The 10938-nt window shown below is 66.4% G+C and carries 17 protein-coding genes; all 17 read left to right on the top strand.

Annotated features, from left to right (window positions below):
- The first annotated feature begins 6 nt into the window (after positions 1-6).
- The 17 genes from F614_RS13900 to F614_RS0106045 all read left to right on the top strand — a co-directional run bounded on the left by F614_RS13900 (position 7) and on the right by F614_RS0106045 (position 10935).
- Positions 7-219 (top strand): hypothetical protein, encoded by a 213-nt coding sequence (locus F614_RS13900; protein WP_155986830.1) that lies wholly within the window; start codon positions 7-9, stop codon positions 217-219.
- Complete coding sequence (locus tag F614_RS14805) at positions 216-425, top strand: hypothetical protein (protein ID WP_019558498.1); 210 nt, start codon at positions 216-218, stop codon at positions 423-425. The genes F614_RS13900 and F614_RS14805 overlap by 4 nt, the downstream gene beginning before the upstream one ends.
- Positions 422-823, top strand: a complete 402-nt coding sequence (locus tag F614_RS14800; RefSeq protein ID WP_019558497.1) for a helix-turn-helix domain-containing protein — start codon at positions 422-424, stop codon at positions 821-823. Before F614_RS14805 ends, F614_RS14800 begins: the two co-directional genes overlap by 4 nt.
- 154 nt (positions 824-977) lie before the next feature.
- Positions 978-1430 (top strand): hypothetical protein, encoded by a 453-nt coding sequence (locus tag F614_RS0106110; protein ID WP_019558496.1) that lies wholly within the window; start codon positions 978-980, stop codon positions 1428-1430.
- Positions 1427-1759, top strand: a complete 333-nt coding sequence (locus F614_RS0106105; protein ID WP_019558495.1) for a nuclease domain-containing protein — start codon at positions 1427-1429, stop codon at positions 1757-1759. The genes F614_RS0106110 and F614_RS0106105 overlap by 4 nt, the downstream gene beginning before the upstream one ends.
- Positions 1749-2243, top strand: coding sequence for a hypothetical protein (locus tag F614_RS0106100; protein WP_019558494.1), 495 nt, complete (start codon positions 1749-1751; stop codon positions 2241-2243). Before F614_RS0106105 ends, F614_RS0106100 begins: the two co-directional genes overlap by 11 nt.
- Positions 2236-2439, top strand: coding sequence for a hypothetical protein (locus tag F614_RS0106095; RefSeq protein ID WP_019558493.1), 204 nt, complete (start codon positions 2236-2238; stop codon positions 2437-2439). The genes F614_RS0106100 and F614_RS0106095 overlap by 8 nt, the downstream gene beginning before the upstream one ends.
- A gap of 5 nt (positions 2440-2444) precedes the next feature.
- The gene (locus F614_RS0106090; protein ID WP_155986829.1) at positions 2445-3011 is read left to right on the top strand and encodes a hypothetical protein; all 567 of its coding nucleotides are present in this window, start codon (positions 2445-2447) and stop codon (positions 3009-3011) included.
- Positions 3012-3193: 182 nt separating this feature from the next.
- Positions 3194-3601, top strand: coding sequence for a Gp49 family protein (locus F614_RS0106085; protein WP_019558491.1), 408 nt, complete (start codon positions 3194-3196; stop codon positions 3599-3601).
- A complete protein-coding gene (locus tag F614_RS0106080) occupies positions 3601-3972 on the top strand; it encodes a RyR domain-containing protein (RefSeq protein ID WP_019558490.1) in 372 nt (123 codons plus the stop codon). Before F614_RS0106085 ends, F614_RS0106080 begins: the two co-directional genes overlap by 1 nt.
- A complete protein-coding gene (locus tag F614_RS0106075) occupies positions 3965-4546 on the top strand; it encodes a hypothetical protein (protein ID WP_019558489.1) in 582 nt (193 codons plus the stop codon). Before F614_RS0106080 ends, F614_RS0106075 begins: the two co-directional genes overlap by 8 nt.
- Positions 4543-6054, top strand: coding sequence for a hypothetical protein (locus F614_RS0106070; protein ID WP_019558488.1), 1512 nt, complete (start codon positions 4543-4545; stop codon positions 6052-6054). Before F614_RS0106075 ends, F614_RS0106070 begins: the two co-directional genes overlap by 4 nt.
- On the top strand, positions 6054-8240 hold the full coding sequence (locus F614_RS0106065; RefSeq protein ID WP_019558487.1) for a hypothetical protein: 2187 nt from the start codon (positions 6054-6056) through the stop codon (positions 8238-8240). The genes F614_RS0106070 and F614_RS0106065 overlap by 1 nt, the downstream gene beginning before the upstream one ends.
- Complete coding sequence (locus tag F614_RS0106060; protein ID WP_019558486.1) at positions 8240-8443, top strand: hypothetical protein; 204 nt, start codon at positions 8240-8242, stop codon at positions 8441-8443. Before F614_RS0106065 ends, F614_RS0106060 begins: the two co-directional genes overlap by 1 nt.
- Complete coding sequence (locus tag F614_RS0106055) at positions 8440-9396, top strand: hypothetical protein (RefSeq protein ID WP_019558485.1); 957 nt, start codon at positions 8440-8442, stop codon at positions 9394-9396. Before F614_RS0106060 ends, F614_RS0106055 begins: the two co-directional genes overlap by 4 nt.
- A gap of 20 nt (positions 9397-9416) precedes the next feature.
- Positions 9417-10421, top strand: a complete 1005-nt coding sequence (locus F614_RS0106050; protein ID WP_019558484.1) for a N4-gp56 family major capsid protein — start codon at positions 9417-9419, stop codon at positions 10419-10421.
- Positions 10422-10488: 67 nt separating this feature from the next.
- Complete coding sequence (locus F614_RS0106045) at positions 10489-10935, top strand: SAP domain-containing protein (RefSeq protein WP_019558483.1); 447 nt, start codon at positions 10489-10491, stop codon at positions 10933-10935.
- The last annotated feature ends 3 nt before the right edge of the window (positions 10936-10938 follow it).

Raw genomic sequence — 10938 nt, 5'->3', positions numbered from 1 at the left:
CGATACATGGAGCAGGCAGAGCGCGACGAGGAGGCCCGGAAAGAGCGGGCCATTACCGAGGCGCGGCGGGACGATCAGCCCGATCCGGTCTGGCACGACGGCGTGGGCTACTGCGCCGAATGCGAGGCGGAGAACACCGCCCGGGCACGAGTGGGCCGGGGGCGCTGCATTGATTGCCAGCAGCGGTACGAGCGGGACCGCAAGCGGGGGCTGGCATGAACAGCTGCCACAACCATGCGCCGCGCGATGGCGTGAGCGTGTCGCTCGTGAACAACGGCTACACCGACGATGGCCGTCTGAGGCAGCGGTATCACACCACGGCCTGGAGCGCGGAGGCGCAATGCGTGCATGGCGGCCACCCGGAGAGCGACCCGGGCTGCGAGGGGTGCCGCTGGCGGCCGAACCCGCAGGAGGTGGCGGCATGATCCAGGAACGGGTTTATCGCCTGGTCGGCGGCCGGCGCATTACCGCGAGCGAGGTCGCCGAGGAGATGGGGATTTCCCGCAAGTCGGCGGCGGAGCGCCTGCGCAAGTCCCGGGAGCCGGAGGTCGTACTGGCCCCGCGCCGGGGCTGGAACCCGGCAAGCGGTCGCAAGGTGTACGAGCTGGACGACGGCACCCGGGGCACGATCCCGGAGCTGACGGCGATGGTTCCGGGGCTCACGGAAGACGGCATGCGGAACCGAATCGACCGGTGGGGGATGGAGGCGGAGCGAATCCTCGAGGGCCGGGAGGCCGCCAAGAAACGTTGGGGGCAAGCGTGGCGCACGACGCACCGGTTGCAGCTTCCAGGGTCGCCGGATCTCGATGGGGTGGGCGCATGAAGGCCTACCGCCTGACCGACGGCAGCGAATGGACGGCGCAGCAGATTTCGAGACTGACCGGCGCGTCCGTGGCGGCGATTCGCACTCGACTTCGCTTCTCGCGCGATCCGTACAAGGTGCTGGCCCGCAGAGGCCTACGTGACCGGAGGCCCGCATGAGCAGCCATGTGATCCGCAACGAGGCCGATCGCCAGAAGCTTATCCGCGCCCTGCTGGCCATGGAACTGCCGTTTACGGTCTCGATCCGGAAGGGCGCTGACCGCACGGTGGAGCAGAACAAGTTGCAGCGCTTGTGGATCGCCGAGGCCGCCGAGCAGCTGGGCGACGAGCCGGAGGAGGTCCGCGCCTACCTGAAGCTACGAGTCGGGGTGCCGATCCTGCGCGAGAACCACGACGACTTCCGGGCGCAGTACGACGAGTTGGTGAAGCCGCTTCCCTACGAGCAGAAGCTGGCCCTGATGCGGGAGCCGGTGGATTTCCCGGTGACCCGCCTGATGAAAGTTCCAGAGAAGCGCGAGTACCTGGACCGGGTTTACCAGCACCTGAGCGAGCAGGGCGTGTTCCTGACCGACCCGAACCTGGGCGGAAAAACGAGGGCGGTGGCATGAGCAAGATCCGAGAGGCCGCACGAGGGCAGCACTGCACGGTGCGCCTTCCGGGTGTGTGCAACGCAGACCCCGCAACCGTGGTCCTGGCGCATCCACCCGTGAGCAATGGCGGTCTGGCACTCAAGGGCAGCGACATCGACGGGGCGTTCGCGTGCGCTGCATGCCATGACGTGATCGACGGCCGGGCCGGGACGGAGCACCTGGACCTGGCAGACGTGCTGCTGTCATGGATTCGGGGCAGCCAGGAGACACGGGGAAGGCTGGTGCGCATGGGGCTGATCCGGCACTCCGGAGAATCCCGGCGGATGGAGGCAGGCGATGAGTTCTGAAACAGCGCTGTTTCTGTCCGTCGATCCAGGCGTGTCCGGTTGCCTCGCGCTCCTCGCGGGCGGCGGTGAGTACGTCGACCACCTGGCCATGCCCACGATCAAGGTCGGCAAGCGCAACCGAGTGAACGGTGCGGCGGTGTACGGGTGGCTCGAGCAATGGCTTCCAGACGTTGGGCACGCCTTCATTGAGCAGGTGCAGTCGATGCCGAAACAGGGCGTGGCCAGCACGTTCAGCTTCGGGCACAGCGCCGGACTGGTCGAGGGCGTGATCACCGGCGCCGGCGTCCCGTTGACGCTGGTCACTCCGCAGCGGTGGAAGAAGCACGCAGGATTGATCGGCAACGACAAGGACGCGGCCCGGTCTCGCGCGGTTCAGCTGTACCCGGCACTGCGTGATCTGGATGCAAAAGGAAAGGGGCAGGCGCTGGCGGATGCGCTCCTGATCGGGCGATATGGCATCACACTTGGGCGGGCAGATGAATGAAGACCGAGACCGCCAGGCGGCCGGGATGATCGCGACGATGGATCCGATGGCGATCAAGACCTGGCTGATGGTGCAGGACCGGCAGTACGCCGACGACATGCGCAAGCGGCTGAACGCCGCATGGTCCGAGGCAGCGGCCGGGAACGGGGCCACACACAGCGAGATATGCGACTACCTGCGGAGCGAACGGGGATGATGGCGATGGCGGCAGAGCAAGACGAGTGCCAGTATGGCGAACTGCAATTCAAGAGCGGGGAGCATGCCCTGCAGTGGGCCGAGGAGCAGCTGGCCCGGGTGAAGTGCCGAGGCTTCTACGCGCAGATGGTCGGCGGGCACAGCGGCGTCAGCTGGGACGAGATCCAGGACTGCGCCAGCACGATCATGGTCACGCTGACCGAGGTGACCGATCACCGGGGGCGCGAGGCCTATCGGGCGATCTACGGGCAGGAGGCGAGCGGTGGGCTGGATACCCTGGTCGAGTTCGTGGTCGACTACCTGGCGAAGCACCTGGCCGCGCGCAAACGGGCACGGGCCGACCTGGAGGCGATCGCCAGCGTGGCGGTCATGCGGGCCAGGCAGACCGGCCACGGATGGCGCAAGGCCCCGAAGGCCGCGTATGCTCGGGAGCTGGCCGTGGACCGCAGCACCATCGACAACCCCGGGCCGGCGGCCCTGATCAAGGCAGCCGAGGAAGTGGTGGACGACTGGGTGAAGCGCGGCGAGAGCGAGTTCATGGAACTGCTGAGAGGGAAGGGAGTGCCGGTGTGATCGGCATGGCTTGACGCTACCCTCACGGACTGGTACAAAGTCCCAAACTACCCGAACTGTCGGAAAGCCCCGTAGGCCATGCGCCCCGGGGCTTTTCTCGTTCTGGGCCCACAAGCCCCGAGGCATTCGCCCGGGGCTTTTTTCGTTGGAGCCCCCGGCGACGGGGATACTCGGAGAACGACATGCAGAATTTCATTGGCGTGAAGCAGGTACAAGCCGAGCCGCAGGAGCGTGACGGCCAGGCCGGTTACCGCGTGGTCTACCCGAACGGCTATGAGTCGTGGAGCCCGCAGGAGGTGTTCGAGTCCGCCTACCTGGAGATCGGTGAAGACCCGACCCGGGTGGACGAAGCCGCGGTGGAGGAAATGGACGCGGGGATGGACGCGCAGCGCATGGGCAACCATACGGTGGTTCGCCTCCAGCTGCGAAACGGATTCTCGATCGTCGCGGATTCAGCCTGCGTCGAGGCCGCGAACTACAGCGAGGAGATCGGCACCGATCTGGCGCTGGAGGAAGCGCGGGATGAGGTGTGGGCGTATCTGGGCTTTGTGCTGGCCTGGGCGCGCAACGGACTGCAGAAGGCCGAGTGATGGAAGCCGCGGATTACGGAAACGTCGTTCCGGCGGTGGCGCGCGTAGCGCATGAAGTGAACCGCGCGTACTGCGCGGCGCTGGGTGATCATTCGCAGCCGGAATGGGAGGACGCCCCGGATTGGCAGAAGAAGTCTGCGGTCGCTGGCGTGATTGCTCACCTGGAGCGCGGCCTGACCCCGGAGGAATCCCACGAGGAGTGGATGCGGCACAAGGTGCGGGACGGGTGGGTGTACGGGGAGGAGAAGGACCCCGAGGCCAAGACACACCCGTGCATGGTGCCGTATGACCAGCTATCGGCGGTGCAGAAGGGCAAGGACAAGCTGTTCAAGGCGGTGGTGGAGTCCCTGGTAGGGGGGAACCATGGCTGAGCGCAAGCAATACGACTGGGAAGCGATTGCCCGGGAGTACAAGGCGGGCCAGCTGTCGATCCGTGAGATCGGCAAGAAGCATGGCGTGACCGATGGGGCGATCCGGCAGCGAGCCAAGCGCCACGGGTGGAAGCGGGATCTGAGCGACGAGGTTCGCCGCCAGGCCAAGAGCCAAGCCCTACGCGATTCGCTACGCAGTACCAACGCAAGTGACGAGGAGATCATCGAGGAAGCCGCCAAGCGCGGGTCCGAGGTGATCCAGACGCACCGGCGCGACATCCGCGATGGGCGCGAGATCGTCGAGATGATGCTGAGCGAGCTCAAGGCGGAGTGCCAGCACCACGAACTGCTGAGCGAACTGGCCGAGCAGCGGATCCAGGGCGAGGACATGGATGCGCGGGCCGCCAATGCCGTGCGCCGCGCGGTAAGCCTGCCGGGACGGGCCGGGACGATTCGCGACCTGAGCCAGAGCATGCAGCGCCTCGTGGCCCTGGAGCGTCAGGCCTACAACCTGGATGAGCAGGGCAGCGGCGAGGACTACGAAGACAAGCTGAAGAAGCTGCTGGAGGAATGAGCCTCGATGCGCTGCGCCGATTGCGCGGCGACTTTCCCTTGTACGCCTCGAAGGCCCTGGAGATCCGGGGCAAGAGCGGCAAGGGCCCGCTGATACTCAACAGCGCGCAGCAGTACCTGCACAAGCGCCTGGAGGAGCAGATCGAGGACGTGGGCCGGGTTCGGGCGCTGGTCCTGAAGGGTCGGCAGCAGGGCATATCGACGTACACGCAGGGGCGCTACTACTGGCGCGTCACCGGCGGCTGGGGTCGGCAGGCCTTCATCCTCACGCACGAGGAGGCCGCCACCAAGAATCTGTTTGCCATGGCGCGGCGCTATCACGATAGCTGCCCGGCGCCATTGCGGCCGCGTGCCCAGCGCGCGAGTACGACCGAGCTGTATTTCGACCGGCTGGATTCGGGCTACGCCGTTGGCACGGCCCGGACGAAGGGGACCGGCCGCTCGGGGACGATCCAGTATTTCCATGGGAGCGAAGTCGCGTTCTGGCCGAACCAGGCGGAGCACGCGGCCGGGGTGATGCAGGCGATCCCGTCGGGGGATGAAGGCGAAGGGACCGAAGCGATCCTGGAGTCCACCGCCAACGGGGTTGGAGACTTGTTCCACCGGTACTGGCAGGCCGCTGAGCGCGGGGTCGGCGAGTACCAGCCGATCTTCATTCCGTGGTACTGGCAGGAGGAGTACCGTTCGCCGGTGCCGCCCGGCTTCGAGCTGACGGACGAGGAAGGCGAGTACATGGAGGCCCACGGGTTGGACCTCCAGCAGATGGCGTGGCGCCGGATCAAGATCGAGCAGGACTTCGAGGGCGAAGTCTGGCTGTTCCGGCAGGAGTACCCGGCCTTTCCGGCGGAGGCCTTCCAGGTGCCGGCGCGGCATCCGCTGCTGGACCCCGAGCGGGTCATGGCGGCGCGCAAGGCGTCGGTGGTGCCGAAGGGCCCGAAGATCCTGGGCGTGGACGTGGCCCGGCAGGGCAAGGACCGATCGGCGGTCGCTCTGCGCCAGGGCCGCAAGGTGCATTTCGCGGTGGCCAAGCGTGACCCGGACCTGATGAGCACGGCGGGTTGGGTGGCCAGGCTGTACGGCCTGCACCAGCCCGACGCGGTGTTTATCGACGCCACGGGCGGCTATGGGGCGGCGGTGGTGGACCGGTTGCGGGAGCTGAACATTCCCTGCACCGAGGTCCAGTACGGCGCTCGCGCCCGAGAGCACGACAAGTACCGCGACAAGCGCTCCGAGATCTGGGGCGAGATGGCGGACTGGATGCGCCGGGGCGTAGTCGCCCTGCCGGATCAAGACGATCTGCACACCGATCTGGTGGGCCCCCAACACGGACACGACAGTTCCGGCCGCATGTGGCTGGAGCGCAAAGAGGATATGGCCAAGCGCGGCATCTCAAGCCCCGACGTGGGGGATGCCCTGGCCAACACGTTCGCCGAACCCGTGCAGACACGGGAGACGGTGAACCGCATTACGCAAACCCCGCGGCAACCCGCGACCAGCGCAGGCTACTGATGACCGACGACGAGAACATCGAAGAAGACGGCTATCCGCAGCGCATTCAGGATCTCATGAGCGCGCTCGGTCAGTCGCTGCGTGCGCAGTGGGAGTCCGAGGCGGTGCCGCAGCGCCGGGATACCGAGCAGCGCTGGCTGGCCGACCTGATGCAGTACAAGGCGCGGTACAGCTGGGAAGAACTGCAGCGCATGGACCCAAACCAGTCGCAGGTCTACGTGCCGCTGACGCGCAAGAAGGTCAACACCATCCATGCGCGCTTGGTGGACATGCTGTTCCCGGCCGCCGCGCAACGGAACTGGGCGCTGGAGCCGGCCAACGAGCCGACGCTGGACCCGCGCGATGAAATGGCATTGCAGCAGGAAGCGCAGCAGCTGGCCATGCAGTACGAGCAGGCCGTCATGCAGGCGCAGGCGCAGGGCGAGGAGCCGCCCCCGCAGCCCGAGTTCGACATGGATCAGCGCCGCACCGAGATCGCCGAGGAACGGGCGAAGGCGATGCGTGAGCGCATGGACGACCAGCTGCGCGACGCCAAGTACAGCGACATTGCCGGCGGCGACGTGATCTTGAACGGCTGCATCTACGGCGACGGCATCCTCAAGGGGCCGCTGGTCGATGAGCGGGTGCAGACGCGCTACCAGCCGGACCCGGAGACGGGGCAGTGGGCCAACATCGGCGAGGTGAAGCTGGAGCCCTACCTGGAATGCGTCGACAACTGGGACGTGTACCCGGATATGGCAGCCCGGGACTGGGACGACGTGCGCTACGTCTACCAGCGCCACGTGATGCCGCGCCATGATCTGCTGGACCTGGCCAAGCGCGAGGACTTCGACGCCGAGGCGATCTTCGAGTACGTGCAGTCCCGGCGCACCGGCGACGTGACCGAGCGCGAGCACGACTACGACCTGCGCACCCTGGGCGAACGCTCCGGGGTGAGCGAGCAGCAGGGCCGCTACGAGCTGTTGGAGTTCTGGGGGCCGGTATCGGTCGAGGATCTGCTGCAGGCCTCGCCGGAGACCGAGGACGAGGTGCAGGGTCTCGAGGAAGTCTGGGTCAATCTCTGGCTGCTGGGCCCGCTGATCATCAAGGTCGCGGTCGAGCCGATGGAGGGTCAGCGCCCGCATCCGTACCACGCGTTCAGCATGTACAAGGATCGCACCAGCATCTTCGCCGAGGGCGTCCCGGCGATGCTGCGCCACGACCAGGCCATGATGAACGCCAGCACCCGGGCGATGCTCGATAACGCCGCGGTGGCCAGCGGGCCAATGTTCGAGGCCAACATGAGCCTGATGGCCCCGGGCGAAGATCCGACCAAGATCTGGCCGCGCCGCGTGTTCCTGCGCCAGGGCACCGGCCAGGAGGCGCAGTACCCCGCCATGCGCCCGCTCAGCGTCAACTCGCATATGAGCGAGTACATGAACCTGATCCAGGTCTCCGAGCGCTGGGCACACGAACACACGGTCCCGAGCTATATGGAAGGCGCCCCGACCACCAGCGGCGGGGCGCAAGGCACGGCGTCCGGCCTTTCGATGCTGATGGGCGCGGCCAACATCGACCTGAAGAAGCTGGTACGCAACTTCGATAACGGCATCACCAAGCCGTTCATCGGCGCGCTGTACGCCTGGAACATGGCCTACAGCGACGACCCGGCGATCAAGGGCGACTACGAGATCAAGGCGCGCGGCTCCTCAAGCCTGGTGGCGAAAGAGATCCGGGCCGAGGCACTGGATCGGTTCGCCGCGCAGTCCATGGGAACGCCGTTCGAGTCGTGGATCCGCTGGGAAGAACTGCTGCGCCGGCGCATGGAGGTCCAGGACCTGGACGAGAGCCTGATGCTATCCGAGGAGGAGCACCAGCAGGCTATGCAGGCCCAGCAGGAGAACAACCCCGAGCTGATCAAACAGCAGATGGACCAGATGCAGGCCCAGATCGACGAGGCCAAGGCGCAGGCCGACATCCAGGAGACGCAGGCGGACACCGAGAAGACGGCCGCCGAGACCGAGAAGCTGCGCCTGGAGATCGAGAAGCTGCGCCAGGAGCTGATGCAGGCCCCGCCCGGCGCCATGCAGCCGATTCCGTCGCAAGGGCCCATGCCCACGCAGGGCCCGATGACCGGCCCGGGGCCGCAGGGTATGGGCCCGAGCATGGGGCAGCCGATGCCGCCTGAAACCGCCGGGGGCTACTGATGAACCGACCGCAGGCCGAAGCCGAACTGCGCCGCTTTGAGCGCGCCGCGGATGCCGTGCGGGTAATCCTCGACGACGAGATCGAGCAGATCAAAGACCGCCTCGTTACGGCCCATCCGGACGAGACACGAGAACTGCAGGGCGCCGCACAGCGCCTGCGCAGCCTACGCAAAGCAATCGACACCGATGGAGGTGCGCAGTGACCCCTCAAGACGACTTCGATACTGCCTGGGACAGCGACGAGCTGGACACCGAGGCAGCCGAAGCTGGCGAACACGACGAGCCCGATGAGGGCGAAGCCGAAACCAGCGACGGCCCGGACGAACCGGAAACCGACCACGACGGTGAAGGCGAGGAGCCCGAGCAGGACGCGGAAGCGGCCGAGGGCGAAGCGGACGCCAAAGAAGGGGAGCCGCAGGGCGAGGCGTCCGACGACGACATCGAGGCCCTGCGGAAAAAGCTCCAGGAGAACGAGCACAAGATGAAGTCCTGGGAGGGCCGGCTGTCCCGTGAAGCACGGGAACGCCAGCGCCTGGCCGAGGAAAACGAGCAACTGAAACAGCGTCTGCAAACGCAGGCGCCGGCTGGTGGTGGCCCGGATAACCCGGATACCCAGCGGAACCAGCCGGGAACGGCCGACGGCCCCAATGCGGACACCGATGGCCCCGACGATGAAGACCTCCAGCGTTTCCGGGATGAGTTCGGCGACGAAATGGCGGACTTCATCGAGAAGCGAGCGAGGAAGATCGCGGACGAGCGAGCGCAGTCGCAGGTATCGGCTCTGTCCCAACGTCTGACCCCGCTGGAGGAAGCCCAGCAGCAGGTGGCGCAGGAGCAGCACGCACGCCAGGTCCAGGAGGCGCACAGCGACGCCATGGATCTCGTGCAATCCGGTGCGATCGAGGAGTGGATCGACGCGCAGCCGTCGTTCCTGGCGACCTCCATGCGACAGGTCTACGAGCAGGGATCAACCGATGAGGTGATCGAGCTGTTGAACCGCTACAAGGCGGAAAACCCGCCCGAGCAGCCGTCCGGCGATGATCGACCCGCCAATCCGCGAGCCGCCAAGGCTCGTGCTGTGCGGAGCCGAAGCGGAGGCCCGCCGCAGAAGCGTGCGGCAGCCGACGACTTCGACGCCGCCTGGGACCAATTCTGATCTGACACAGGAGGCCAACCATGGCACTGACTGAATACGGGGACATTTCCCCCCGTACCGCCGCCTATGCGGCAAAGGAAATGCTGAAGCGGGGTATGCCGTACCTCGTCCTCGAGAAGTTCGGCCAGTCCAAGCCGCTGCCGAAGAACAAGACCGATACGGTCAAGTTCCGTCGGTACGAGGCGCTGGACAACACGCCGGCACCGCTCACCGAGGGCGTCACCCCGTCCGCCAAGAAGCTGACCAAGACCGACGTGTCCGCCCAGCTGCAGCAGTACGGTGATCTGATCCAGATCTCGGACGTGATCGAGGATACCCACGAGGATCCGGTCCTGAACGAGTCGGTGGAGATCCTGGGTGAGCAGCAGGCCCAGATGCTGGAGACCGTGCGGTTCAACGTGATCAAGGCCGGCACCAACGTCTTCTACTCGGACGGCAGCGCCCGGGCCGACGTGGCTTCCCCCGTTTCCCGCAACCTGCAGCGCAAGATCACGCGCTCGCTGAAGCGGCAGAACGGTCGGAAGATCACCAGCGTCGTGCGCTCCACCCCGTCCTACGGCACGCAGAACGTCGCGCCGTCGTACATCGGCCTGGTGCATCCGGACCTGGAATCCGACATCCGCAACATGGATGGCTTCGTGCCGACTGAGGAGTACGGGTCGATGACCCCGTATGAGTCGGAGATCGGCAAGGTCGAGGATGTGCGCTACGTCGCGAGCACGATCTTCGAGCCGTGGGAAGACGCAGGCGGTGACCCGACCACCAACGGCGTACTGAGCGCCAGCGGCGGCAGCCCGGGGCAGGCGGACGTCTACCCGATCCTGTACATCGCCCGCGACTCGTTCGGCATCGTGCCGCTGAAGGGCAAGGGTGCGGTCTCGCCGTCCGTGGTGAACCCGTCCTCGCGCGACAAGAGCGACCCGCTGGGTCAGCGCGGCTTCGTGGGCTGGAAGGCCTATCAGGCTGCGGTGATCCTCAACGATGCGTGGCTGGTACGCGCGGAAGTGGCGGTCAGCGACCTGTAACCCCGGCGTAGTCCGGTAACGACCTGAAGGGGCCCCTGCTGGGCCCCTTTTTTTGTGGAGAACCGCAATGAACGACGAATACAGCGAAGACGACCTGAACACCATGACCGTCGCGCAACTGCGCGAGTTTGCCGCGGATCGGGGCATCACCCTGAAGTCCAACGGCAGCAAGGACGAGGTGATCGCGACCATCCTGGCGGCGGGTGACGATGAACCCGAGCCCATGTCCGATGCCGAGCAGGAAATGCGTGCCGCCAAGGCCGCGCCCGGTGAGCGGGTCGAGATCATGGTCCACGCCGGCGGCGGCCCCGAGGGGCAGGACCCGGTGAAGGTCGGCCTCAACGGCAAGATGTTCCTGATCAACCGCGACCAGTGGGTGAAGGTGCCTAAGGGCGTGCTGGGCATCCTGGACAACGCCAAGCAGACGGTGATGGAAGAAGCTGGCACCGATGCCGACGGCGCGATCAAGTACCGCGAGCGCACCGTTCGCCGCTACACCTTCCAGACCCGGTAACGA

This window comes from Thioalkalivibrio sp. ALE12, from assembly GCF_000381105.1.
Classification (GTDB): domain Bacteria; phylum Pseudomonadota; class Gammaproteobacteria; order Ectothiorhodospirales; family Ectothiorhodospiraceae; genus Thioalkalivibrio.
The sequence above is the reverse complement of the archived record's forward strand: the minus strand, read 5'-3'. Positions and strand labels throughout refer to the sequence as shown.

What these genes read in the sequence shown, in the direction of transcription:
- F614_RS13900 (WP_155986830.1), top strand. Translation starts at nt 7, where the DNA reads ATGGAGCAGGCAGAGCGCGACGAGGAGGCCCGGAAAGAGCGGGCCATT.
- F614_RS14805 (WP_019558498.1), top strand. Translation starts at nt 216, where the DNA reads ATGAACAGCTGCCACAACCATGCGCCGCGCGATGGCGTGAGCGTGTCG.
- F614_RS14800 (WP_019558497.1), top strand. Translation starts at nt 422, where the DNA reads ATGATCCAGGAACGGGTTTATCGCCTGGTCGGCGGCCGGCGCATTACC.
- F614_RS0106110 (WP_019558496.1), top strand. Translation starts at nt 978, where the DNA reads ATGAGCAGCCATGTGATCCGCAACGAGGCCGATCGCCAGAAGCTTATC.
- F614_RS0106105 (WP_019558495.1), top strand. Translation starts at nt 1,427, where the DNA reads ATGAGCAAGATCCGAGAGGCCGCACGAGGGCAGCACTGCACGGTGCGC.
- F614_RS0106100 (WP_019558494.1), top strand. Translation starts at nt 1,749, where the DNA reads ATGAGTTCTGAAACAGCGCTGTTTCTGTCCGTCGATCCAGGCGTGTCC.
- F614_RS0106095 (WP_019558493.1), top strand. Translation starts at nt 2,236, where the DNA reads ATGAATGAAGACCGAGACCGCCAGGCGGCCGGGATGATCGCGACGATG.
- F614_RS0106090 (WP_155986829.1), top strand. Translation starts at nt 2,445, where the DNA reads ATGGCGGCAGAGCAAGACGAGTGCCAGTATGGCGAACTGCAATTCAAG.
- F614_RS0106085 (WP_019558491.1), top strand. Translation starts at nt 3,194, where the DNA reads ATGCAGAATTTCATTGGCGTGAAGCAGGTACAAGCCGAGCCGCAGGAG.
- F614_RS0106080 (WP_019558490.1), top strand. Translation starts at nt 3,601, where the DNA reads ATGGAAGCCGCGGATTACGGAAACGTCGTTCCGGCGGTGGCGCGCGTA.
- F614_RS0106075 (WP_019558489.1), top strand. Translation starts at nt 3,965, where the DNA reads ATGGCTGAGCGCAAGCAATACGACTGGGAAGCGATTGCCCGGGAGTAC.
- F614_RS0106070 (WP_019558488.1), top strand. Translation starts at nt 4,543, where the DNA reads ATGAGCCTCGATGCGCTGCGCCGATTGCGCGGCGACTTTCCCTTGTAC.
- F614_RS0106065 (WP_019558487.1), top strand. Translation starts at nt 6,054, where the DNA reads ATGACCGACGACGAGAACATCGAAGAAGACGGCTATCCGCAGCGCATT.
- F614_RS0106060 (WP_019558486.1), top strand. Translation starts at nt 8,240, where the DNA reads ATGAACCGACCGCAGGCCGAAGCCGAACTGCGCCGCTTTGAGCGCGCC.
- F614_RS0106050 (WP_019558484.1), top strand. Translation starts at nt 9,417, where the DNA reads ATGGCACTGACTGAATACGGGGACATTTCCCCCCGTACCGCCGCCTAT.
- F614_RS0106045 (WP_019558483.1), top strand. Translation starts at nt 10,489, where the DNA reads ATGAACGACGAATACAGCGAAGACGACCTGAACACCATGACCGTCGCG.